We start from the raw sequence: 21,271 nt of genomic DNA on the forward strand, positions 1-21,271 counted from the left end.
GGGTTCAGCGGGGCACGAGGCCGAGGGCGTGGTCGTAGCGGTTGACCGTGCTGCTCTTCAGGCCGGGCCAGTTCTGCACCCGCTCCCACAGGGCGGACCCCGAACCGACGCCGTCACCCGGTGCGGCGAGGGCGTCGATGTGGGCCTGGGCGCTCTCCCACTCGGCGTAGTTGAGGACGCGGGTGCCGTCGGTGCTGAGGTGGAAGTGGGCGGAGATACCTCCGGGGTGCGGCTCCGGCTCGCTCTCCAGGGCCTCGAACACCGCGTCCACCCAGGCGCGCTGCCGGTCGGGGCCGGGGCCCTCGAACTCGACGTCGACGATGACGACGCAGCCCGGGACGGGCGCCGTGCCGTCCTCGCGGGTGAGGCTGCGGTAGTGCCGGTACCGGCCGAGCCACAGCCGTTCGATGCCCGGCACGGCGGTGTCGATCTCGTCGACGCGTTCCCGGCGGTGTGTCTTGACGAAGGCCTCGTAGGCCTGCTCGTCGGCCCACTGGGAGTGGTGCAGCAGGGTGCTGCCGTCGTGGCCGGTGTAGACGTGGTAGCCGAGCAGGTCGTCGGCGGGCCAAGGGCGGCGCTCCCAGGTGTGGGCGATCGCGTCGACGGTCTGCCGCTGCCGTTCGGGGGTGCCCACCGACCAGGTGCTGAAGAAGGGCGCCCGGACGTCGGGGCGGGCGAGTTCGGGGTGGGCGTCGGTACGGCGGGTCATGCCGGCCTCCAGAGGTGGGTGGTCGTCGGGTGCACGCACCACCCTCGGGGCTCGACCAAGGTTGAGGTCAAGTGCCTTCGGGCCGGACATGCGTGAGGAGGGGCCCGTTCGCAGGCCCCTCCTCACGCCGTGTTCTCAGCAGTGCCCGCGGTGACGGCGCCGCAGCACGCCCGCCGACACCACGACGGCGCCCGCCGCCGCCCCGGCGACCAGCACCGCCCGGGGATGCCCGAGCCCGGACCGTACCGCGCCGCGAGCCCGCCGCGGCACGCGCCGCTCGACGGTGTGCCCGGCCCTGCCGGCCCTGTCCTGCGCGGAGTGGCCGGCCTGCCCGGCCTTGTCCTGCACCGCGTGGCCGGCGTGCGCGGCGGAGCTGCGCAGTTGCACGGTCATGGCGCCGGCCTTGTCCCTGAGGTCGGCGGCCCGGGCCTTGGCACGGCCCTTCACGTCCGCCTTGCCCGCCAGCTCCTCCACGGTGTCGCCGAGCTGGCTGCGGGTCTGCTCGATCTGCTGCCGCAGCTCGTCGGGGCCCTTGGCCCCGCCCACTGGCTGCGCGGTGGAGCCGGCCCTCGTGCCGTCCCCGCTCGTCGCGTCGGTCATCGATGCGCCCTTTCCCTGATCACGTCCACGTCGCTCCTGACGCTGCCGAGGGTCGCCTCGGGTTTCGGGGGCACGGCGCGGCGGAGCTGGGTGCGGCCCATCATGGCCAGTACGCCCGCGATCACGAAGAGCACCGCCGTCACGATGAGCGCCGCGGCCCAGACGGGCAGCGCCAGCGAGAGCGCGGCGGTGGCCGTGCCGGCCAACGCGAACAGGCCGACGTACGCGATGGCTCCCGCGGCGCCGAGCATCCCGCCGCCGCGCCCGGCGCGCTTGCCCTTCTCGGCCAGCTCCATCTTGGCGAGGGCCACTTCCTGGCGCACGAGCCGGGAGAGCTGTTCGGTGGCCTGACCGACGAGTTCGCCCACGGAGTGCTGCTCGTCGCGCACCGGCCTGGTGTGCATGGTCCCGGTCACGGTTCCGCCTCCTCTCGGTTCGGAGCACCCCGGGTACCCCCGGCCGACGGGCACTACCCCTGCCGGTGTCCGGCCACCGATCCCGCAGCGTCCCTTACCGGTACCTCGTAGCAGATTTAAGTAGAGCTGCACGGTCGTCGCGCCGAGACTGCTTCCATGACGACGGACCACCGTTCCCCCGCCCCCTTCGGCCGCGCCCTGTGCGCCATGGTCACGCCCCTCACCGAGTCCGGCGCGCTCGACCTGGACGGTGCGCGGCGGCTCGCCGACCGGCTGGTGTCGGCCGGCTGCGACGGTCTGGTGCTGTCCGGCACCACGGGCGAGTCGCCGACCACCACGGACGCCGAGAAGGCGGCGCTGGTCACGGCGGTGCGCGAGGCCGTCGGCGAGCGCGCGACGCTGGTCGCCGGGGTGGGCACCGCCGACACCCGGCACACGGTGGAGTTGGCGCTGGCCGCGGAGAAGGCCGGCGCGGACGGGCTGCTGGTGGTGTCGCCCTACTACAGCAGGCCCCCGCAGGATGCCGTGGAAGCGCACTTCCGGGAGGTCGCGGACGCGTCCGGCCTGCCCCTCGTGCTCTACGACATCCCCGGCCGCACCGGCACCCGCATCGAGCCGGCCACCCTGGTCCGGCTCGCGGACCATCCGCGGATCGTCGCCGTCAAGGACTGCTCCTACGACCTTCTCGGCACCCAGAAGGTCCTCTCCGCCACCGACCTGGCCTACTACGCGGGCTGCGACGAGCAGGTCCTCGCCCTGTACGCGATGGGCGCGGCGGGTTGTGTCAGCACGGTCGCGAACGTCGTACCGGAGCTGTTCCGGTCCGTCCTCGACGCCTTCGACGCGGGCGACACCGGGCGGGCCGCCCTGTTGCAGCGCCGGGCGGTCCCGCTCATCGAGGCGATGACGGCGGCGGGTCTGCCCGGCACGGTCACCGCGAAGGCGCTGCTGGGCGCGCTGGGCCTGCCCGCGGGGCCGGTGCGGGCGCCGCTGCGGGCCGCGGACCGGGAGACGACCGGCGCCCTGCTGACGGCGTACGAGGATCTGGTGGCCGGCGCCGGTCAGCTCCAGGTGTAGCCGTCGCCGAACAGCAGGGTGTGTTCCAGTACGTCCTCCGCCGGGTCGTCGATCTGCCCCACGTTGACGTTGAGGAGGCCGACCCGGGGGCCGTTGTGCGAACCGGTGGTGGTCTCGTCGGCGTGCGCGGCCCCCGCCGGGGCCCAGCACACCAGCACGGCGGCGCCCGCCCCGGCCAGCCAACGCGCCACGGTCCTCGCCCGCTCGTTCGTCATACCAGGTCCTCGTTTCGTCGGATCGGCGTCTGATCGGACTCTGCGTCCACCCGTTCATCCGCCAAGACCACCGGAAGGTCACGGCCGTCATCCGTATGTGCAGGGGGGCGCTCGAGGCACGCGGCGGCAAATCGTGTTGGCCCCGCACCACCCGCGCGCCTGGGGTCACGCGGTGAGCAGACGACGGTGGCCCGGGGCGTCCCGGGCGGCTACCGGATATGGGACAACCGGAGCCGCCGCTTCTGGGGCGAGCACTACGAGCTGTGCCCCGACGGCATCCTGAAGGAGCTGAACGGCGCGGCCGACCGGGACCGCATCGCCGCCCTGCTGAAGCGGTACCGGGCCCTGAAACGTTGAACGCCCTCCCGGGCGCCGCGTACGGGCGGGTCGGGAGGGCGTTTCGGTGACTCGGTCGGCGCTCCGCCGACGCCGGTCAGTTGTGGCTGTGCAGGATCTCGTTCAGGCCGCCCCACACCGCGTTGTTCGGGCGGGCCTCGACCGTGCCCGTGACCGAGTTGCGGCGGAAGAGGATGTTGGAGGCGCCGGAGAGCTCGCGGGCCTTGACGACCTGGCCGTCGGGCATGGTCACGCGGGTGCCCGCGGTGACGTAGAGGCCGGCCTCGACCACGCACTCGTCGCCCAGCGCGATGCCGACGCCCGCCTCGGCACCGACCAGGCAGCGCTCGCCGATGACGATGCGGACGTTGCCGCCGCCGGAGAGGGTGCCCATGGTGGAGGCGCCGCCGCCGATGTCGGAGCCGTCGCCGACGACGACGCCCGCGGAGATGCGGCCCTCGACCATTGAGGTGCCCAGCGTGCCGGCGTTGAAGTTGACGAAGCCCTCGTGCATGACCGTGGTGCCCTCGGCCAGGTGCGCGCCGAGCCGGACCCGGTCGGCGTCGGCGATACGGACACCCTTGGGGGCGACGTAGTCCGTCATGCGCGGGAACTTGTCGACCGAGGTGACCTGGAGGTGCAGGCCCTCGGCGCGGGCGTTGAGGCGGACCTTCTCGATGTCGTCGACGGCGACCGGGCCCAGCGAGGTCCAGGCGACGTTGGCGAGGTGGGCGAAGATGCCGTCCAGGTTCTGGCCGTGCGGCTTGACCAGGCGGTGGGAGAGCAGGTGCAGGCGCAGGTAGACGTCGTGCGTGTCGACCGGCTTCTCGTCGAGCGAGGAGATGACCGTGCGGACCGCGACCACCTCGACGCCGCGGCGGGCGTCGGGACCGACCGCGGCGGTGGCGCCGCCGCCGAGGAGCTCGGCGGCCTGCTCTGCGGTGAGGCGCTCGGTGCCGGACGGGCCGGGCTCGGCGGCGAGTTCGGGAGCCGGGAACCAGGTGTCGAGGACGGTGCCGTCGGCGGCGATCGTGGCGAGCCCGGCGGCCACGGCGCCGGTGGTGCGGGAAGCAGTCGTGTCGGTCATGAGGGCAACCTAACCGGCCGGGGGGTCCGGTAGCGAACCGGCCGCCGGGCATCTCACGTGCCGGTCGCCCCCGCCCCGGCCCGCACCGACCCGCCTGAGCCCAGCACCCGCGCCAGCACCTGTCGCGCGTACCCCTCGTCGTACGCCGAGTCCGTCAGCAGCACCTGCAGACAGATCCCGTCCAGCACCGCGACCAGCGCCCGCGCCGTCACCGGGTCCGTCCGGGCGGCGAGGAGCGCGCCCACCCCCTCGCACCACTCCGCGGCCACCGGGCGCAGCGCGGGCCGGCGCAGGGCCGCCAGATACAGCTCGTACTCCAGCTCGACACCCGTGCGGTCCCCGCCCAGCCACTCGCCGAGGACGCGGGCGAGCTCGGCGGGAAGGTCCGCGCGGGGGTCGGCGAGGGCCGGGTGGCCCGCGACCACCTTGGCGAAGCCCTCGTTGGCCTGGCGCAGGGCGGCTACCAGGAGTTCGTCGAGGGTGGCGAAGTGGTACGTCGTCGAGCCCAGCGGGACGTCCGCCTCGGCGGCGACCGTGCGGTGGCTGAGGCCCGCGATGCCCTGCCGTCCGACGACGCGGATCGCGGCGTCGATGATCCGCTGACGCCGCTCGGGGTCGTGGCGGCGCGGCATCAGTGCGCGCCACCGAGGTTGAGGACGACGACGCCGATGATGATCAGTGCGATGCCCGCGGCCTTGGCGACGGTCATCCCCTCGCCCATGAACGCCACGCCGATGGCGGCGATGGTCGCCGTGCCGACACCGGCCCAGATGGCGTAGGCGGTGCCGACGGCGAGGGTCTTCAGGGTCTGGGCGAGCAGCGTGAAGGAGAGGATGTAGGCGAGTGCCGTCAGCAGTGAGGGGACCAGCCTGGTGAAACCCTCGCTGTACTTCATGGCGGTGGTGCCGGCGACCTCGGCGGCGATGGCTCCGGCCAGGAGCAGATATCCCATGTGTACGAGCGTACATAACGAAGGCGTCCACACGCACGACAACGGCGGCGCCCATAGGGCGCCGCCGTTCTCTCAAGCGATGTGCCTCAGCGATGTGCCTCAGACGTTGAAGCCGAGCGCGCGCAGCTGCTCGCGGCCGTCGTCCGTGATCTTGTCCGGGCCCCACGGCGGCATCCAGACCCAGTTGATCCGCAGCTCGCTGACGAGGCCGTCCGTAGCGGACTTGGCCTGGTCTTCGATCACGTCGGTCAGCGGACAGGCCGCCGACGTCAGGGTCATGTCGATCGTCGCGATGTTCGCGTCGTCGATGTGGACGCCGTAGATCAGGCCCAGGTTGACGACGTCGATGCCCAGCTCGGGGTCCACGACGTCCAGCAGGGCTTCGCGGACCTCCTCCTCGGAGGCGGGCTTCATTTCCACGGTCTCACTCATGCCGTCGTCTCCTTCTCGGCGTCGGCTCCGTCCAGTGCCTGGGACGTCGCGTCCTTCCAGGCCATCCAGCTCAGCAGGGCGCACTTGACCCGGGCCGGGTACTTCGAGACCCCGGCGAACGCGACCGCGTCCTCCAGGACCTCCTCCATCGCGTCGTCGGGCTCGATCCTGCCCTTGGACTGCATCAGCTCCAGGAAGGTCTCCTGGATGCGCTGCGCCTGGGCCAGGTCCTTGCCGACCAGCAGGTCGTTCAGCACGGAGGCGCTGGCCTGGCTGATCGAGCAGCCCTGCCCCTCGTAGCTGACGTCGCTGATCGTCGTGCCGTCGTACTTCACGCGGAGGGTGATCTCGTCGCCGCATGTCGGGTTGACGTGGTGGACCTCGGCGTCGCCATCCCGCAAGCCCCGCCCGTGCGGGTTCTTGTAGTGGTCCAGGATGACTTCCTGGTACATGGAGTCCAGCTTCATGCTCTTCGCTCGTCCCGTCAGCCGAAGAAGTTCCGTACGTGCTCCAGACCGTCGACCAGGGCGTCGATCTCGGCCTGCGTGGAGTACAGATAGAACGACGCTCGCGTGGTCGCAGGAATTCCGTAGCGCAGGCAGACGGGGCGGGCGCAGTGGTGGCCGACCCGGACCGCGATGCCCTGTTCGTCCAGGACCTGGCCGACGTCGTGGGGGTGGATGTCGCCGAGCGTGAAGCTGATCGCCGCGCCGCGCTCCTCGGCCGTGGTGGGGCCGATGATGCGCAGGTCCGGGACCTCCAGCAGCCGCTTGACCGCGTACTCCGTGAGCGCGTGCTCGTGGGCGAGGATCTTGTCCATGCCGATCGAGTTGAGATAGTCGATCGCCGCGCCCAGACCGACCGCCTGCGCGACCGGCGGCGTGCCCGCCTCGAACTTGTGCGGGGCCGGGGCGTACGTGGAGGAGTGCATCGAGACGGTCTCGATCATCTCGCCGCCACCGAGGAACGGGGGCAGGTCCTCCAGCAGCTCCTGGCGGCCCCACAGGACGCCGATGCCGGTCGGGCCGCACATCTTGTGGCCGGTGAAGGCCACGAAGTCGGCCTGGAGGGCCTGGACGTCCAGCGGCATGTGCGGCGCGGCCTGGGAGGCGTCGACGCAGACGAGCGCGCCGACCTCCTGGGCGCGGCGCACGATCGCCTCGACCGGGTTCTGGGTGCCCAGGATGTTGGAGACCAGCACGAAGGAGACGATCTTCGTCTTCTCGGTGATGACCTCGTCGATGTTGGACAGGTCCAGGCGGCCGTCGTCGGTCAGGCCGAACCAGCGGAGCTTCGCGCCGGTGCGCTGCGCGAGCAGCTGCCACGGCACGATGTTGGAGTGGTGCTCCATCTCCGTGATGACGATCTCGGTCTCGTGGTCCACGCGGTAGGGCTCGTCGGCCCAGCCCAGCATGTTGGCCACGAGGTTGAGGGACTCCGAGGCGTTCTTGGTGAAGATCACCTCGTCGCGGGAGGGCGCGTTGATGAACTCCGCGACCTTGTCCCGCGCGCCCTCGTACAGCGCCGTGGCCTCCTCGGCGAGGACGTGCACGCCACGGTGGACGTTGGCGTTGTGCTGCTCGTAGTACTCGTCGAGCACGTCGATGACCTGGCGCGGGGTCTGCGAGGTCGCGGCGTTGTCGAGGTAGACGAGCTTCTTACCGTCGTGGAGCACGCGGTCCAGGATCGGGAAGTCCTTGCGGATCGCCTCGGTGTCGAGGAGGCCCGGCAGCTGTGTCACTCGGATGCGCCACCCTTCGTGTATGCCTCGTAGCCCTCGGCCTCCAGCTTGTCGGCCAGCTCGGCGCCGCCGGACTCGGCGATGCGGCCGTTGGCGAAGACGTGGACGTGGTCGGGCTTGATGTAGCGCAGGATGCGCGTGTAGTGGGTGATCAGCAGGGTGCCGACCTCACCGGTCTCGCGGACCCGGTTGACGCCCTCGGAGACGACGCGCAGGGCGTCGACGTCGAGGCCGGAGTCGGTCTCGTCGAGGATCGCCATCTTCGGCTTGAGCAGCTCCAGCTGGAGGATCTCGTGGCGCTTCTTCTCACCGCCGGAGAAGCCCTCGTTGACGTTGCGCTCGGCGAAGGCGGGGTCCATGTTGAGGCGCTCCATGGCCTCCTTGACCTCCTTCACCCAGGTGCGCAGCTTGGGGGCCTCGCCGCGGACGGCGGTGGCGGAGGTGCGCAGGAAGTTGGAGACGGAGACGCCGGGGACCTCGACCGGGTACTGCATGGCGAGGAAGAGGCCGGCGCGGGCGCGCTCGTCGACGGACATCTCCAGGACGTCCTCGCCGTCGAGGGTGACGGTGCCGCCGGTGATCGTGTACTTGGGGTGACCCGCGAGGGAGTAGGCGAGGGTCGACTTGCCGGAGCCGTTGGGGCCCATGATGGCGTGCGTCTCGCCCTGCTTCACGGTGAGGTCGACGCCCTTGAGGATCTCCTTCGTGGCGTTGTCGGCCTCGACGGTGACGTGCAGGTCTCGGATTTCAAGCGTTGCCATGGGTGCCTCAGGACTCCTGGGTGAGGGAGACGAGCACGTCGTCCCCTTCGATCTTTACGGGGTATACGGGGACGGGGCGCGTCGCCGGCAGACTGTCGGGCTTGCCCGAGCGGAGGTCGAAGCGCGAGCCGTGCAGCCAGCACTCGATGTGGCAGTCGTCGACCTCGCCCTCGGCGAGGGAGACGTTCGCGTGCGAGCAGATGTCGTGGATCGCGAAGACCTCGCCCTCGGTGCGCACGACGGAGATCGGCGTGCCGTCGAGTTCCACCCGCTTGGGGGTGTCCTCCTCCAGCTCGCCCGCTCCACAGACGCGTACGAAGGTCATGCGACGGACGCCTCCAGCTCCTCTTCGATCTTGGCGAGCAGGCGCTCCTCGATGTCCGCGACGCCGATCTGCTGGACCAGCTCGGCGAAGAAGCCGCGGACCACCAGGCGGCGGGCGTCGATCTCGGGGATGCCGCGCGCCATCAGGTAGAAGAGCTGTTCGTCGTCGAAGCGGCCGGTCGCGGAGGCGTGGCCGGCGCCGACGATCTCACCGGTCTCGATCTCCAGGTTCGGCACGGAGTCGACCCGCGCGCCGTCGGTGAGGACGAGGTTGCGGTTCATCTCGTAGGTGTCGGTGCCCTCGGCCTTGGCCTCGATGAGCACGTCGCCGATCCAGACCGCGTGCGCGTCGTCGCCCTGGAGCGCGCCCTTGTAGACGACGTTGGACTTGCAGTGCGGGACGTTGTGGTCGACCAGGAGGCGGTGCTCCTGGTGCTGGCCCCGGTCGGTGAAGTACAGGCCGAACAGCTCGGCCTCGCCGCCGGGACCGGCGTACTGGACGCGCGGGTGGAGGCGGACGACGTCGCCGCCGAAGGTGACGACGACCGACTTGAAGCTCGCGTCGCGGCCCACGAGGGCGTTGTGCTGGCCCACGTGCACGGCCCCCGCGTCCCAGTCCTGGACGGAGACGACGGTGAGCTTGGCGCCGTCGCCGAGGACGTACTCGACGTTGGCGGCGAGCACCGCGTCACCGGTGTGGTCGATGACCACGACGGCCTCGGCGAAGGCCTCCAGCTCGATGACCTGGTGGGCATAGGCCGTGCCGCCCTCGCCGTGCACGGCGATGCGGACGGGCTCGGTCAGCACCGTCTCCTTGGGGACGGTGATCACGCCGGCCTGCGCGAAGGCGGTGTACGCCTGGGCGGCGACGCGGTCCACGGGCTTGCCGGTCCGGCCGAGCCGGGCGTCGTCGCGGCCGACGGTCTCGACGGTGACGCCCTCGGGGGCCTCGACGGCGACCTTGACGCCCTCGCCGGTGGCGGTGGCGGTGCCGTCGTGCAGGCCGCGCAGCCGCTCCAGCGGGGTGAAGCGCCACTCCTCCTCGCGGCCGTGCGGGACCGGGAAGTCCGCCACGTCGAAGGACGGGGGCGCGCTCATGCGCGTGGCGACGGTCGAGTCGGCCTCGGCGGCCACCGCGATCGCACCGGCGGTCGTGGAACCGACCGGGATGTTCTGAGCCTCAGCCATGGCTGTCGTAGTGCTCGCTTTCCGTTACGTATGGGGCTGGATGGGACGGCGGGGCGGCCGGTGGGCCGCCCCCGGCCGGTGTTAGCCGACCGCGCCTTCCATCTGGAGCTCGATCAGCCGGTTGAGTTCGAGCGCGTACTCCATCGGCAGCTCCTTGGCGATCGGCTCGACGAAGCCGCGCACGATCATCGCCATCGCCTCGTCCTCGGACAGGCCGCGGCTCATCAGGTAGAAGAGCTGGTCCTCGGAGACCTTGGAGACGGTCGCCTCGTGGCCCATGGACACGTCGTCCTCGCGGACGTCCACGTAGGGGTAGGTGTCCGAGCGGGAGATGGTGTCGACGAGCAGCGCGTCGCAGAGCACGTTGGACTTGGCGCCCGGGGCGCCCTCGCCGATCTCGATCAGGCCGCGGTAGGAGGTGCGGCCGCCGCCTCGCGCCACCGACTTGGAGACGATGTTGGAGGACGTGTTCGGGGCCATGTGGACCATCTTGGCGCCGGCGTCCTGGTGCTGGCCCTCGCCCGCGAAGGCGATGGACAGGGTCTCGCCCTTGGCGTGCTCGCCCATCAGGTAGACGGCCGGGTACTTCATCGTCACCTTGGAGCCGATGTTGCCGTCGATCCACTCCATGGTCGCGCCCTCGTACGCCACGGCGCGCTTGGTGACCAGGTTGTAGACGTTGTTCGACCAGTTCTGGATGGTCGTGTAGCGGCAGCGGGCGTTCTTCTTGACGATGATCTCGACGACCGCGGAGTGCAGGGAGTCCGACTTGTAGATCGGCGCCGTGCAGCCCTCGACGTAGTGCACGTAGGCACCCTCGTCGACGATGATCAGGGTCCGCTCGAACTGGCCCATGTTCTCCGTGTTGATGCGGAAGTAGGCCTGGAGCGGGATCTCGACGTGCACGCCCTTCGGCACGTAGATGAAGGAGCCGCCGGACCACACGGCCGTGTTCAGCGCGGCGAACTTGTTGTCACCGGCGGGGATGACCGTGCCGAAGTACTCCTTGAAGAGCTCCGGGTGCTCCTTCAGCGCGGTGTCGGTGTCGAGGAAGAGGACGCCCTGCTCCTCCAGGTCCTCGCGGATCTGGTGGTAGACGACCTCCGACTCGTACTGGGCGGCGACACCGGCCACGAGGCGCTGCTTCTCCGCCTCGGGGATGCCCAGCTTGTCGTAGGTGTTCTTGATGTCCTCGGGCAGGTCCTCCCAGGACTCCGCCTGCTTCTCCGTGGAGCGCACGAAGTACTTGATGTTGTCGAAGTCGATGCCCGAGAGGTCCGAGCCCCAGTTGGGCATGGGCTTCTTCTCGAAGAGCTTGAGGCCCTTGAGACGGAGCTTGGTCATCCACTCCGGCTCGGACTTCTTGTCGGAGATGTCCCGGACGACGTCCTCGTCGATGCCGCGCCTGGCAGAGGCGCCGGCCGTGTCGGAGTCGGCCCAGCCGTACTCGTACTTGCCCAGGCCCTCGAGCTCAGGGTGAGCAGTCTCCGTGGGGAGAGTCATGCGGGGTTCCTCCCGGCCGTGCTTGCAGATGCTTGATCGGTGTTCGTGGGCGCCTGCGCCGCGGGCGGCGCGTGCGAAGTCTTCGGAATGAACGTGGTGCAGACCCCGTCGCCGTGCGCGATGGTCGCGAGCCGCTGCACATGTGTACCGAGCAGCTCGGCGAAAAATTCCGTCTCCGCCTCGCACAGCTGCGGGAACTGCTCGGCGACGTGGGCGACCGGGCAGTGGTGCTGGCACAGCTGCTCGCCCTGCTGGGGCCGGGGTGCGCTCCGCGCGACAGCAGCGTACCCGTCCGCGCTCAGGGCCTTGGCCAGCGCTTCCGTACGCTTCTCGGGCGGCACGGACTCGACCGCCTTGCGGTACGCGCCCGCCTGGCCGGCGATGCGGGCCCGGGCGAAGGCGGCGATCGCCTTCTCCCCGCCCTCCTGCTCGGCGATCCAGCGCAGGGCGTCCGCGGCCAGCTTGTCGTACGACTGGTCGAAGGCGTCCCGGCCGCAGTCGGTGAGCGCGAAGACCTTGGCCGGCCGTCCGCGCGTGCGCGTGCCGTAGACCCGCTGCTCGCGGGCCTCGACCACGTCGTCGGCGACCAGCGCGTCGAGGTGGCGCCGGACGGCGGCCTGGGTCAGCCCCAGACGCCCGGCGAGCTCGGCGACGGTCGACGGCCCGTGGTCCAGGATGGAGCGCGCGACGCGGTTGCGGGTGGACCGCTCACCGGTCGCGAGTTCCTCCTGCGGAGCCTCGCCAACGTTTTTCACAACGCCATTGTTGCGTAATTCCTCGGAGCCGGGCAAGCCGCGACCGGATCACCGGACGGTGCCCTGCGTCACTTAGGCATACCTAATCTGACCTGCGGAAACGATCACTGATCGATCAATCCGGTGGCGCCCGGGCCGGGCCTGCGGGACACTCCCCGGCATGTCCGCACCCCCTCCCACCGGCCCACTCGTCACCCGCGGCGCGATCGCCGCCGGACTGCGCGAGCTGGGTGTGCGCAGTGACGACACGCTCCTCGTGCACTCCTCCCTCAGCTCCCTCGGATGGGTGTGCGGAGGGCCCGTCGCGGTGGTCCAGGGCCTGCTCGACGCGCTCGGCCCGGACGGCACCCTGGTGGTCCCCACCCAGACCGGCGACCTCTCCGACCCGGCGCTGTGGCGCAGCCCGCCGGTGCCCGAGCAGTGGTGGGACACCGTCCGCGCCGCGATGCCCGCCTACGACCCGCTGATCACGCCCTCGCGCGGGGTCGGCGTGATCCCCGAGACCGTGCGCACCTGGCCGGGCGCCCTGCGCAGCGCGCACCCGCAGACGTCGTTCGCCGCCGTCGGCCCGCGCGCCGCCGAGGTGGTCGCCGGGCACGCGACGGACTGCCGGCTCGGTGAGCGCAGTCCCCTGGCGGCCCTGGAACGGATGGGCGCCCGGGTACTGCTGCTCGGCGCCGGCTACGAGGCGTGCACCGGCTTCCACCTCGCCGAGTACCGGATTCCCTCCCCGCTGGTGGAGGTGGGGCGGCCGGGGCCGGTGGGCTGGGAGCGGGTGACCGAGGTGTCGATCACCTCCGAGCGGTTCGACGAACTGGGCGACGACTTCGAACGGGACCGGCCCGTCCTGCGCGGGCGGGTCGGCGCGGCGGTGACCCGTCTGTTCCCGCTGGCCGACGCCGTCGCGTACGCGGAACGGTGGCTGCCGCTGCACCGGCCGCGGGAGTGAGGCCTGCGGGACGACCGGCCCGGGCGGTGACCCGTAGGAAGCGCGCGCCGCGTGCCGGTGCTGCGGGCGGACCCCGCCGACGAGCCCGTACGCCGTCACCGCCCACCGCGCCCGCCCTCCCACCCTCTCGCACACTCGCCCTCTCGCCCACTCGCCCCGGAGGGGCGTGCTCCCCACCCGTGGCCCTGCGGACGGACCACGCCCCTCCTCCGCCCCAGGCGGGCCCCGCCACCACCCCTCCGGAGGAGATCCCGCACCCCCGCGCCCGGTCTCTCCCCCGCCTACCTAGACTCGTGACCCATGCGAAGCGAGCCCGTGGTCCAGGTCCAGGCCCTGGTGAAGCGGTACGGCACGAAGACCGCGGTGGACGGCCTCGACCTGGTGGCCCGGGCGGGTGTCACCGCCGTACTCGGCCCCAACGGAGCCGGCAAGACGACCACCGTCGAGACCTGTGAGGGGTACCGGAGGCCGGACTCCGGCACGGTGCGCGTCCTGGGCCTCGACCCGGTGCGCCAGGGCGGCGAGCTGCGGCCCCGGATCGGCGTGATGCTCCAGTCCGGCGGCGTCTACTCGGGCGCCCGCGCAGACGAGATGCTCCGCCACGTCGCGAAGCTCCACGCCCACCCCCTCGACGTCGACGCGCTGATCGAACGGCTGGGGCTCGGCTCGTGCGGCCGGACCACGTACCGCAGGCTCTCCGGCGGCCAGCAGCAGCGGCTCGCCCTGGCGATGGCCGTGGTCGGACGCCCCGAGCTGGTGTTCCTGGACGAGCCGACCGCCGGGCTGGACCCGCAGGCCCGCCGCGCCACCTGGGACCTCGTGCGGGACCTGCGCACCGACGGCGTGTCCGTCATCCTCACCACCCACCACATGGACGAGGCCGAACAGCTCGCGGACGACGTCGCCGTCATCGACACCGGCCGGGTCATCGCCCAGGGCTCCCCCGAGGAGCTGTGCCGCGGCGGCGCCGAGAACACCCTGCGCTTCACCGGCCGTCCCGGACTCGACGTCGCCTCGCTGCTCAAGGCGCTGCCCGCCGACTCCTCGGCCGCCGAGCTGACGCCGGGCACCTACCGGGTCAACGGCAAGGTCGACCCGCAGCTCCTCGCCACCGTGACGTCCTGGTGCGCCCAGCACGGGGTGATGCCGGACCGGATCTCGGTGGAGCGGCACACCCTGGAGGACGTTTTCCTGGAGCTGACCGGCAGGGAGCTGCGCTCATGATCCGCGTCCGCACAGAGATCGGCCGGAGGTCCGGGGGTCGTCCCCCGGGAAGACACAGCCTGGAGCCGACCGGCAAGGAGCCGCGCTCATGACGACGACCACCGGCACCTACACGCCGAAGCCCGGTGCCGCGCCGCTCGGCCGCATGATCGCCGCGCAGGCCGCGCTCGAGACGAAGATGCTGCTCCGCAACGGCGAGCAGCTGCTCCTCACGGTGATCATCCCGACGCTGCTGCTGGTGCTGTTCAGCACCGTCGACATCGTCGACACCGGCGCGGGTGAGGCCGTCGACTTCCTCGCCCCCGGCATCCTGGCGCTCGCCGTGCTGTCGACGGCGTTCACCGGGCAGGCCATCGCGACCGGCTTCGAGCGGCGGTACGGGGTGCTGAAGCGGCTGGCCGCCTCGCCGCTGCCGCGCTGGGGCCTGATGACCGCGAAGACGCTGGCCGTGCTGGTCACCGAGGTGCTCCAGATCGTCCTGCTGACCGTGATCGCCTTCGCGCTGGGCTGGTCGCCGCAGGGCAACCCGTTCGCCGTGCTACTGCTCCTGGTCCTCGGCACGGCCGCCTTCTCGGGGCTCGGGCTGCTCATGGCGGGCACGCTGAAGGCGGAGGCGACGCTGGCCGCCGCCAACCTGGTCTTCCTGCTGCTGCTCGTCGGCGGCGGGGTGATCGTGCCGCTGGACAAGTTCCCGGACGCGGCGCAGAGCGTGCTGGGGCTGCTGCCGATCTCCGCCCTGTCGGACGGCCTGCGGGACGTGCTCCAGCACGGCGCCGCGATGCCCTGGGGCGACCTGGGCATCCTCGCCGCGTGGGGCGTCGTGGGCATCGCGGCCGCCGGGAAGTTCTTCCGCTGGGAGTAGGGACGCGATGCCTGGGACCGACCCTCGTGAAAGCGTGCACAAGCAGGCGCCTACGATGGACGGCGTGCCAAACGTGACCCGCGCCGACGCCGCAGCCGCCGTGCGCAACCCGCTCGCCTTCATCGCCGCACGCTGGACCCCGGACCCCCGGACGGTCCGGCGGGCGGCCCTCACCGCACTCGTCATGTCGGTGGTCATCGTGGTCACCGGCGGCGCGGTGCGCCTGACCGGATCCGGCCTCGGCTGCCCGACCTGGCCCAAGTGCACCGAGGACTCGCTCACCAACACCAGCGAGATGGGCATCCACGGCGTCATCGAGTTCGGCAACCGCCTGCTGACCTACGTGCTGTGCGCGGCGGTCGGCTGGGCGATCATCGCCGCGCGGTCGCAGAAGCCGTTCCGGCGCAGCCTGACGCGGTTGGGGTGGGCGCAGTTCTGGATCGTGATGGGCAACGCCGTCCTCGGCGGCATCGTGGTTCTCGTCGGCCTCAACCCGTACACGGTCGCCGCGCACTTCCTGCTGTCCACCGCGCTGATCGCGGTCGCCACGGCGATGTGGCAGCGCACCCGGGAGGGCGACGCGGCACCGCGTCCCCTGGTCGGCAAGGCGATCCAGCAGCTGGTGTGGGTGCTGGTCGTGGTCTCCGTGCTGCTGATCGCGGTCGGCACCGTGGTGACCGGCGCGGGCCCGCACGCGGGCGACTCCAGCGAGGTCGAGCGGATGCCGATCGACTGGGAGACCGTGAGCAAGGCGCACGCCGTGCTGGCGTGGGTCGTGGTGACGCTGACGTTCGCGCTGTGGTTCGTGCTCAAGGCGGTCGACGCGCCCAAGGGGCCGCTGGCCCGTACGCGAGACCTGTTCCTGGTGCTGCTCGCCCAGGGCCTCATCGGCTATGTGCAGTACTTCACCGACCTCCCGGAGGTCCTGGTCGGACTGCACATGTTCGGTTCCTGCCTGGTGTGGATCGCGACACTGCGGGTGCTGTTGGCGCTGCGCGAGCGGCCGCAGGACACGGCCGACGTGCCCGGACCGGCGGTAGAGGCGACACTCACCCGGGCCTGAGCGGGCTCACGTTCCCGGTGAAGTGCGCCGGGGCGTGTTCCTCCAGGCCGTACACCCGCCCCGCGTTCCCCGCCGCGATCATCCCCGCCACCCGCTGCGCGTCCCCCAGGGACCACGCCCCCTCGGCCACCCAGGTGCCCAGCACCCGTCCCAGGGCGTCGCGGAACAGGCGGGCGGCGACCACGTGCAGCTCGGGCAGGCCCTGGGCGCCGCTGGAGAACAGGATCTTGCCGAAGGGGGCCAGCTCCAGGATCTCCGCGAGGACGGTCGCCGCGCGGGCGCCGGTGCGCACCAGGGCGGCTCCCGAGTCGGCGTAGACGTGTGGGAAGACGCCGGCGAGGTGGGCGGCGTGGCGGTGGTACGGGTAGCCGTGCAGCAGGACCAGGTCGGTGCCGAGGCCGGCGGTGGCCCGCACGAAGTCGGTGAGCAGGACCGGGTCGGTGCGGTCGATGCGCAGCCCGGGCTCGCCGAGGCCGGCGTGCAGCTGGAGCGGCAGTCCGGCGGCCACGGCGATCCAGAGCAGGTGCCTCAGCAGCACCGGGTCGCTCAGCTCGCCGCCGACCTCGCGCCCGCTCAGCCAGCGGGCGGCGGCACCGCGCACCTCGCCCGGCCCCGGCGGTTCCGGCGCCAGCGCCAGACCGTGCCGTACGCCGGCGACCGAGGTGAAGGCGACCGCGTGGGCGGCGGCGCCGTGGACGGCCTCGGCGAGGTTGGCGAGGAAGGACTCGACGGTGCCGGAGGTGTCGGCGACCTGCTCGGCCAGCAGTTCCAGGCGCACGATCTCGTGGGCGTCGGCGGCCGCCGCGGAGGCCATCTCCTCGGGGCCGGTGAGGTCGCCGGGCAGGCCCGCGTCGACCAGGTAGGTGGTGATGCCGCTGCCGCGCAGCAGCCGGCGGTCGGCCTCGAGGACGCCCAGCTCGCGGCGCCGGGCCAGGTAGCGGGCGGGCGGGCAGTGCGGTTCCAGGCCGAGCAGGGGCGGGCACCAGCGGCGTACCGCGAAGCCGGTCTGGGTGTCGAAGAGGGTGGTGCCCGGGGCGGGCGGGCCCTCGGTGCGGGCCAGCTGGGCCTCGAAGGTGCCGAGGCCCAGCTCCGTTCTCAGGACGCCGTGGCAGTACTGGTCCACCAGGGACGGCGTTTCGATCATCCGGACTCCCCGCGGTCGGACCGTGCGCCGCACGGCTCGTACGCCGTGCGGCCTCCTACGGTCCTAACGGGTGAACCCGGTCTCAGGTGTTGCTCGGGCCGCCGATCTGGAGACCGGCCATGCGGGACCACTCGTAGCGGCCCGTCGTCACCTTGGCCGCGAACTCCCCGTCGAAGTCCTCGTGGACGGTGATCCCGGACTTCTCCACGGCCTTGCGCGCCGTCTCGCAGGAGCGCGCGACCACGTCCCCCCAGGCGCCGTCCTCGCCGACCAGCACGATCCGGGCGCCGCGTTCGCCGAGGTAGGCCACCTGGCCCTCGGCACCGCCGTGCGCCTTGGAGAAGGAGTCGATCCGCCGGGCGAGGCGCGTGCTCTCGCGCTCCGCCTTCGCGTCAGCCTGCTGGGTGTCCGACTGCTGCGTGTCTGCCATGGACAGGATGCTACCGACGGGTAGATCGAACGGCGACGGGCGGGGTGCGTGGCCTTGGCCACGCACCCCGCCCGTCCGAAGAGTCCTCAGCGCAGGAAGGGGTCCACCGCGATCGCCAGGAAGAGCACCGACACGTAGGTGATCGACCAGTGGAAGAGCCGCATCTCCTTGAGCTTGCCGCCCGTGACCTCGGCCCTGGCGCGGTTCTGCAGGCCGTGCGCCTCCCACAGCCACATGCCGCCGGCCAGCAGGGCGACCGCCGTGTAGAACCAGCCGGTGTAGCCGAGCGGCGTCAGCAGCAGCGACACCGCGACCATCACCCAGCTGTAGATGACGATCTGCCGGGCGACGACCTTGTTGGAGGCGATGACCGGGAGCATCGGCACGCCGACGCGCGCGTAGTCCTCCTTGACCTTCATGGACAGCGGCCAGTAGTGCGGCGGCGTCCAGAAGAACATGACCCCGAAGAGGATGATCGGCGCCCAGGACATCGAGTTCGTCACGGCCGACCAGCCGATGAGCACCGGCAGGCAGCCGGCGATGCCGCCCCAGACGATGTTCTGCGAGGTGCGGCGCTTGAGGATCATCGTGTAGACGACGACGTAGAAGAGGAGCGCGCCGAGCGACAGCCAGGCCGACAGCCAGTTCACGGTGAGACCGAACAGCAGCGTCGACACGATCGCCAGGGTGATGCCGAAGGTGAGGCATTCGCGCGGGCTGACCATGCCGGTCACCAGCGGCCGCTGCGAGGTGCGGTCCATCAGCGCGTCGATGTCACGGTCGATGTACATGTTCAGCGCGTTGGCGCCGCCCGCGGAAAGGTAGCCGCCGACGCAGGTCAGCAGCACCAGCTTCAGATTCGGAACACCCTGCTCGGCGAGGAACATCACCGGAACGGTGGTGATCAGCAGAAGTTCGATGATCCGCGGCTTGGTCAATGCCACGAACGCCTTGACACGGGCCCCGAACGGCCGGTGACTCGGGCTCTGGCTCGTCCCGATTACCCCCGCAGGACGGGATTCAACGGCCGTCACGCACACCCCTGACAGAGACATCCCAGCAAGCCTCCCCGTGTGAAGTGGCGGTAAAGGCTCGCGCGTACCACGCCACTTTAGACGTTGGCCGTACCTCGGCCTTCGCGGGGGTGGGGTCGTGTTGAGAAGGGTGCTCCGACGTGCGCCGGACGAGTCGATTGAGCGGTCAGATGAGCGCCTCCGTATTCACTTGCCGAATGCGGTTTCGCCCAGTCGACAGGCGGATCGTGAAGAGTCCCGGCAGTCTGGTTTCCAGCGGAAAAACGCACGTACTTACGGGGGTAGGCTCAGCAGCGGCCGGCCGATCTCACGGACGCGCCGGCAGCCGGTGGGCGCCACGCGCACCGGCATCCGACATGTGGAGAGGAGCCCTGACTCAGGGTGAGCACCAAGCCGACCACCACAGACCTCGAGTGGACCGAACTGGACCAGCGGGCCGTGGACACCGCCCGCGTCCTGGCCGCCGATGCCGTACAGAAGGTTGGCAACGGCCATCCGGGTACGGCGATGAGCCTGGCGCCCGCCGCCTACACCCTCTTCCAGAAGGTGATGCGGCACGACCCCGCCGACGCGGACTGGGTCGGGCGCGACCGTTTCGTGCTGTCCGCCGGCCACTCGTCCCTGACCCTCTACACCCAGCTGTACCTGGCCGGCTTCGGCCTGGAGCTGGACGACCTGAAGTCCTTCAGGACGTGGGGCTCGAAGACCCCCGGCCACCCGGAGTACGGGCACACCACCGGCGTGGAGACCACGACCGGTCCGCTGGGCCAGGGTGTCGCCAACGCGGTGGGCATGGCGATGGCCGCCCGCTACGAGCGTGGTCTGTTCGACCCGGAGGCTCCCGAGGGCGAGTCGCCGTTCGACCACTTCGTCTACTGCATCGCCGGTGACGGCTGCCTCCAGGAGGGCATCTCCGCCGAGGCGTCCTCGATGGCGGGCCACCAGAAGCTGGGCAACCTGGTCCTGCTGTGGGACGACAACCACATCTCGATCGAGGGCGACACCGAGACCGCCGTCTCCGAGGACACCTGCAAGCGGTACGAGGCCTACGGCTGGCACGTGCAGCGCGTCGCCCCGAAGCCGGACGGCGACCTGGACCCGAACGCGATCTACGACGCGATCGAGGCGGCGAAGAAGGTCACCGACCGCCCCTCCTTCATCGCGATGCGCTCGATCATCGCCTGGCCCGCCCCGAACGCGCAGAACACCGAGGCCGCCCACGGCTCGGCGCTCGGCGACGACGAGGTCGCGGCGACCAAGCGCGTCATGGGCTTCGACCCGGAGCAGAGCTTCGAGGTCTCCGACGAGGTCATCGGCCACACCCGCAAGGCCCTGGAGAAGGGCCAGGCCGCCCGCGCGGTCTGGGAGAAGGCGTACCAGCAGTGGCGGGACAACAACCCCGAGCGCGCCGCGGAGTACGACCGCGTGGCCAAGGGCGAGCTGCCCAAGGGCTGGGAGGAGAAGATCCCGGTCTTCGAGGCGGGCAAGGGCGTCGCCACCCGTGCCGCGTCCGGCAAGGTGCTCCAGGCGCTCGGCGCGGTGATCCCGGAGCTGTGGGGCGGCTCGGCCGACCTGGCCGGGTCGAACAACACGACGATCGACAAGACGTCGTCCTTCCTCCCGGCGGGCAACCCGCTGCCGGAGGCCGACCCGTACGGCCGCACCATCCACTTCGGCATCCGTGAGCACGCGATGGCCGCGGAGATGAACGGCATCGCGCTGCACGGGAACACCCGCATCTACGGCGGAACGTTCCTGGTCTTCTCCGACTACATGCGCAACGCCGTCCGCCTGTCGGCGCTGATGCACCTGCCGGTGACGTACGTGTGGACGCACGACTCCATCGGCCTCGGTGAGGACGGCCCGACCCACCAGCCGGTCGAGCACCTGGCCTCGCTGCGGGCCATCCCGGGCCTGAACGTGGTCCGCCCGGCCGACGCCAACGAGACGGCGATCGCCTGGCGCGAGATCCTGCGCCGCTGGACGAAGGAGTTCGGCAAGGGCCAGCCGCACGGTCTGGCGCTGACCCGCCAGGGCGTGCCGACGTACGAGCCGAACGACGACGCGGCCAAGGGCGGCTACGTCCTGTTCGAGGCCGAGGGCGGCGAGCCGCAGGTCGTGCTGATCGCCACCGGCTCCGAGGTGCACGTGGCCGTGGAGGCCCGCGAGGCGCTCCAGGCCGACGGTGTGCCGACGCGTGTGGTGTCGATGCCGTCCGTCGAGTGGTTCGAGCAGCAGGACCAGGGGTACCGGGACAGCGTCCTGCCCCCGTCCGTGAAGGCTCGTGTCGCGGTCGAGGCCGGGATCGGTCTGACCTGGCACAAGTACGTGGGGGACGCCGGCCGCATCGTTTCCCTGGAGCACTTCGGTGCTTCGGCCGACGGCAAGGTGCTCTTCCAGGAGTTCGGCTTCACTGCCGAGAACGTGGCCGCCCAGGCGCGGGAATCGATCGCCGCAGCCCAGCGCTGA

The 21,271-nt window shown here is 71.2% G+C and carries 25 protein-coding genes; 7 read left to right on the forward strand and 18 right to left on the reverse strand.

Annotation, left to right across the window (positions count from 1 at the left end; genetic code table 11):
• Positions 1-4: 4 nt before the first annotated feature.
• The 3 genes from M6G08_RS00640 to M6G08_RS00650 all read right to left on the reverse strand — a co-directional run bounded on the left by M6G08_RS00640 (position 5) and on the right by M6G08_RS00650 (position 1,725).
• The gene (locus M6G08_RS00640; protein ID WP_272585226.1) at positions 5-709 is read right to left on the reverse strand and encodes an antibiotic biosynthesis monooxygenase; all 705 of its coding nucleotides are present in this window, start codon (positions 707-709) and stop codon (positions 5-7) included.
• 135 nt (positions 710-844) lie between these two features.
• Positions 845-1,309: a DUF3618 domain-containing protein gene (locus M6G08_RS00645; RefSeq protein ID WP_272585227.1), complete on the reverse strand. Its 465-nt coding sequence runs from the start codon at positions 1,307-1,309 to the stop codon at positions 845-847.
• Positions 1,306-1,725 (reverse strand): phage holin family protein, encoded by a 420-nt coding sequence (locus tag M6G08_RS00650; protein ID WP_272585228.1) that lies wholly within the window; start codon positions 1,723-1,725, stop codon positions 1,306-1,308. The genes M6G08_RS00645 and M6G08_RS00650 overlap by 4 nt, the downstream gene beginning before the upstream one ends.
• A 156-nt stretch (positions 1,726-1,881) precedes the next feature.
• Between M6G08_RS00650 and dapA the strand changes: the two genes are divergently transcribed.
• Positions 1,882-2,802 carry a 4-hydroxy-tetrahydrodipicolinate synthase gene (gene dapA, locus M6G08_RS00655; protein ID WP_272585229.1) on the forward strand — a complete coding sequence of 307 codons (921 nt, stop codon included), beginning with the start codon at positions 1,882-1,884 and terminating at the stop codon, positions 2,800-2,802.
• On the opposite strand, the gene M6G08_RS00660 is transcribed toward dapA, so the two are convergent.
• Complete coding sequence (locus tag M6G08_RS00660; RefSeq protein WP_217254245.1) at positions 2,787-3,017, reverse strand: hypothetical protein; 231 nt, start codon at positions 3,015-3,017, stop codon at positions 2,787-2,789. The genes dapA and M6G08_RS00660 overlap by 16 nt on opposite strands.
• A gap of 186 nt (positions 3,018-3,203) precedes the next feature.
• Between M6G08_RS00660 and M6G08_RS00665 the strand changes: the two genes are divergently transcribed.
• On the forward strand, positions 3,204-3,374 hold the full coding sequence (locus M6G08_RS00665) for a hypothetical protein (protein WP_272585230.1): 171 nt from the start codon (positions 3,204-3,206) through the stop codon (positions 3,372-3,374).
• A 76-nt stretch (positions 3,375-3,450) separates the two neighbouring features.
• Here M6G08_RS00665 and dapD read toward each other — a convergent pair whose 3' ends face one another.
• From dapD to M6G08_RS00720, 11 genes are all read right to left on the reverse strand, one after another.
• The gene (gene dapD / locus M6G08_RS00670) at positions 3,451-4,440 is read right to left on the reverse strand and encodes a 2,3,4,5-tetrahydropyridine-2,6-dicarboxylate N-succinyltransferase (RefSeq protein ID WP_073721568.1); all 990 of its coding nucleotides are present in this window, start codon (positions 4,438-4,440) and stop codon (positions 3,451-3,453) included.
• Between the two features lie 53 nt (positions 4,441-4,493).
• Entirely contained in the window at positions 4,494-5,072 is a 579-nt protein-coding gene (locus M6G08_RS00675; protein WP_272585231.1) for a TetR/AcrR family transcriptional regulator, read from the reverse strand.
• Positions 5,072-5,392 (reverse strand): DMT family transporter, encoded by a 321-nt coding sequence (locus M6G08_RS00680; RefSeq protein WP_272585232.1) that lies wholly within the window; start codon positions 5,390-5,392, stop codon positions 5,072-5,074. The genes M6G08_RS00675 and M6G08_RS00680 overlap by 1 nt, the downstream gene beginning before the upstream one ends.
• Before the next feature lie 99 nt (positions 5,393-5,491).
• Positions 5,492-5,824 (reverse strand): metal-sulfur cluster assembly factor, encoded by a 333-nt coding sequence (locus tag M6G08_RS00685; RefSeq protein ID WP_073721574.1) that lies wholly within the window; start codon positions 5,822-5,824, stop codon positions 5,492-5,494.
• Positions 5,821-6,291, reverse strand: a complete 471-nt coding sequence (gene sufU, locus M6G08_RS00690) for a Fe-S cluster assembly sulfur transfer protein SufU (protein ID WP_272585233.1) — start codon at positions 6,289-6,291, stop codon at positions 5,821-5,823. The genes M6G08_RS00685 and sufU overlap by 4 nt, the downstream gene beginning before the upstream one ends.
• A 17-nt stretch (positions 6,292-6,308) precedes the next feature.
• Positions 6,309-7,565 (reverse strand): cysteine desulfurase, encoded by a 1,257-nt coding sequence (locus M6G08_RS00695; RefSeq protein WP_272585234.1) that lies wholly within the window; start codon positions 7,563-7,565, stop codon positions 6,309-6,311.
• Positions 7,562-8,326: a Fe-S cluster assembly ATPase SufC gene (gene sufC, locus M6G08_RS00700; protein ID WP_073721580.1), complete on the reverse strand. Its 765-nt coding sequence runs from the start codon at positions 8,324-8,326 to the stop codon at positions 7,562-7,564. The genes M6G08_RS00695 and sufC overlap by 4 nt, the downstream gene beginning before the upstream one ends.
• 7 nt (positions 8,327-8,333) lie before the next feature.
• Positions 8,334-8,651 carry a non-heme iron oxygenase ferredoxin subunit gene (locus M6G08_RS00705; protein ID WP_073721582.1) on the reverse strand — a complete coding sequence of 106 codons (318 nt, stop codon included), beginning with the start codon at positions 8,649-8,651 and terminating at the stop codon, positions 8,334-8,336.
• Positions 8,648-9,838, reverse strand: a complete 1,191-nt coding sequence (gene sufD, locus M6G08_RS00710; protein WP_272585235.1) for a Fe-S cluster assembly protein SufD — start codon at positions 9,836-9,838, stop codon at positions 8,648-8,650. The genes M6G08_RS00705 and sufD overlap by 4 nt, the downstream gene beginning before the upstream one ends.
• 81 nt (positions 9,839-9,919) lie before the next feature.
• Entirely contained in the window at positions 9,920-11,341 is a 1,422-nt protein-coding gene (gene sufB, locus M6G08_RS00715; RefSeq protein ID WP_272585236.1) for a Fe-S cluster assembly protein SufB, read from the reverse strand.
• Entirely contained in the window at positions 11,338-12,096 is a 759-nt protein-coding gene (locus M6G08_RS00720) for a helix-turn-helix transcriptional regulator (protein ID WP_272585237.1), read from the reverse strand. Before M6G08_RS00720 ends, sufB begins: the two co-directional genes overlap by 4 nt.
• A gap of 160 nt (positions 12,097-12,256) precedes the next feature.
• Between M6G08_RS00720 and M6G08_RS00725 the strand changes: the two genes are divergently transcribed.
• The 4 genes from M6G08_RS00725 to M6G08_RS00740 all read left to right on the forward strand — a co-directional run bounded on the left by M6G08_RS00725 (position 12,257) and on the right by M6G08_RS00740 (position 16,194).
• Positions 12,257-13,045 carry an AAC(3) family N-acetyltransferase gene (locus M6G08_RS00725; RefSeq protein ID WP_272585238.1) on the forward strand — a complete coding sequence of 263 codons (789 nt, stop codon included), beginning with the start codon at positions 12,257-12,259 and terminating at the stop codon, positions 13,043-13,045.
• A gap of 300 nt (positions 13,046-13,345) precedes the next feature.
• A complete protein-coding gene (locus M6G08_RS00730; RefSeq protein WP_272585239.1) occupies positions 13,346-14,269 on the forward strand; it encodes an ABC transporter ATP-binding protein in 924 nt (307 codons plus the stop codon).
• 88 nt (positions 14,270-14,357) lie between these two features.
• Positions 14,358-15,131, forward strand: a complete 774-nt coding sequence (locus M6G08_RS00735) for an ABC transporter permease (protein ID WP_272585240.1) — start codon at positions 14,358-14,360, stop codon at positions 15,129-15,131.
• Positions 15,132-15,186: 55 nt separating this feature from the next.
• Positions 15,187-16,194 (forward strand): COX15/CtaA family protein, encoded by a 1,008-nt coding sequence (locus M6G08_RS00740; RefSeq protein ID WP_272585241.1) that lies wholly within the window; start codon positions 15,187-15,189, stop codon positions 16,192-16,194.
• On the opposite strand, the gene M6G08_RS00745 is transcribed toward M6G08_RS00740, so the two are convergent.
• The 3 genes from M6G08_RS00745 to M6G08_RS00755 all read right to left on the reverse strand — a co-directional run bounded on the left by M6G08_RS00745 (position 16,181) and on the right by M6G08_RS00755 (position 18,808).
• On the reverse strand, positions 16,181-17,338 hold the full coding sequence (locus M6G08_RS00745; RefSeq protein WP_272585242.1) for an amidohydrolase family protein: 1,158 nt from the start codon (positions 17,336-17,338) through the stop codon (positions 16,181-16,183). The genes M6G08_RS00740 and M6G08_RS00745 overlap by 14 nt on opposite strands.
• Positions 17,339-17,420: 82 nt before the next feature.
• A complete protein-coding gene (locus M6G08_RS00750) occupies positions 17,421-17,768 on the reverse strand; it encodes a hypothetical protein (RefSeq protein WP_272585243.1) in 348 nt (115 codons plus the stop codon).
• An 86-nt stretch (positions 17,769-17,854) separates the two neighbouring features.
• Positions 17,855-18,808: a heme o synthase gene (locus tag M6G08_RS00755; protein WP_272591215.1), complete on the reverse strand. Its 954-nt coding sequence runs from the start codon at positions 18,806-18,808 to the stop codon at positions 17,855-17,857.
• A 375-nt stretch (positions 18,809-19,183) separates the two neighbouring features.
• On the opposite strand from M6G08_RS00755, the gene tkt reads away from it, so the two are divergent.
• Positions 19,184-21,271, forward strand: coding sequence for a transketolase (gene tkt / locus M6G08_RS00760; protein ID WP_272585244.1), 2,088 nt, complete (start codon positions 19,184-19,186; stop codon positions 21,269-21,271).

Origin of the sequence: Streptomyces sp. M92, assembly GCF_028473745.1 — a bacterium.
Lineage (GTDB): Bacteria > Actinomycetota > Actinomycetes > Streptomycetales > Streptomycetaceae > Streptomyces.

Excerpts from the sequence above, each read along its gene's own strand:
- M6G08_RS00745 (WP_272585242.1), bottom strand. The coding sequence starts at position 17,338 with ATGATCGAAACGCCGTCCCTGGTGGACCAGTACTGCCACGGCGTCCTG.
- M6G08_RS00640 (WP_272585226.1), bottom strand. The coding sequence starts at position 709 with ATGACCCGCCGTACCGACGCCCACCCCGAACTCGCCCGCCCCGACGTC.
- sufB (WP_272585236.1), bottom strand. The coding sequence starts at position 11,341 with ATGACTCTCCCCACGGAGACTGCTCACCCTGAGCTCGAGGGCCTGGGC.
- M6G08_RS00725 (WP_272585238.1), top strand. The coding sequence starts at position 12,257 with ATGTCCGCACCCCCTCCCACCGGCCCACTCGTCACCCGCGGCGCGATC.
- M6G08_RS00680 (WP_272585232.1), bottom strand. The coding sequence starts at position 5,392 with ATGGGATATCTGCTCCTGGCCGGAGCCATCGCCGCCGAGGTCGCCGGC.
- sufU (WP_272585233.1), bottom strand. The coding sequence starts at position 6,291 with ATGAAGCTGGACTCCATGTACCAGGAAGTCATCCTGGACCACTACAAG.
- M6G08_RS00750 (WP_272585243.1), bottom strand. The coding sequence starts at position 17,768 with ATGGCAGACACGCAGCAGTCGGACACCCAGCAGGCTGACGCGAAGGCG.
- sufD (WP_272585235.1), bottom strand. The coding sequence starts at position 9,838 with ATGGCTGAGGCTCAGAACATCCCGGTCGGTTCCACGACCGCCGGTGCG.
- M6G08_RS00675 (WP_272585231.1), bottom strand. The coding sequence starts at position 5,072 with ATGCCGCGCCGCCACGACCCCGAGCGGCGTCAGCGGATCATCGACGCC.
- M6G08_RS00705 (WP_073721582.1), bottom strand. The coding sequence starts at position 8,651 with ATGACCTTCGTACGCGTCTGTGGAGCGGGCGAGCTGGAGGAGGACACC.
- dapA (WP_272585229.1), top strand. The coding sequence starts at position 1,882 with ATGACGACGGACCACCGTTCCCCCGCCCCCTTCGGCCGCGCCCTGTGC.
- M6G08_RS00685 (WP_073721574.1), bottom strand. The coding sequence starts at position 5,824 with ATGAGTGAGACCGTGGAAATGAAGCCCGCCTCCGAGGAGGAGGTCCGC.
- M6G08_RS00740 (WP_272585241.1), top strand. The coding sequence starts at position 15,187 with ATGGACGGCGTGCCAAACGTGACCCGCGCCGACGCCGCAGCCGCCGTG.
- M6G08_RS00645 (WP_272585227.1), bottom strand. The coding sequence starts at position 1,309 with ATGACCGACGCGACGAGCGGGGACGGCACGAGGGCCGGCTCCACCGCG.
- sufC (WP_073721580.1), bottom strand. The coding sequence starts at position 8,326 with ATGGCAACGCTTGAAATCCGAGACCTGCACGTCACCGTCGAGGCCGAC.
- M6G08_RS00735 (WP_272585240.1), top strand. The coding sequence starts at position 14,358 with ATGACGACGACCACCGGCACCTACACGCCGAAGCCCGGTGCCGCGCCG.
- M6G08_RS00660 (WP_217254245.1), bottom strand. The coding sequence starts at position 3,017 with ATGACGAACGAGCGGGCGAGGACCGTGGCGCGTTGGCTGGCCGGGGCG.
- M6G08_RS00730 (WP_272585239.1), top strand. The coding sequence starts at position 13,346 with ATGCGAAGCGAGCCCGTGGTCCAGGTCCAGGCCCTGGTGAAGCGGTAC.
- dapD (WP_073721568.1), bottom strand. The coding sequence starts at position 4,440 with ATGACCGACACGACTGCTTCCCGCACCACCGGCGCCGTGGCCGCCGGG.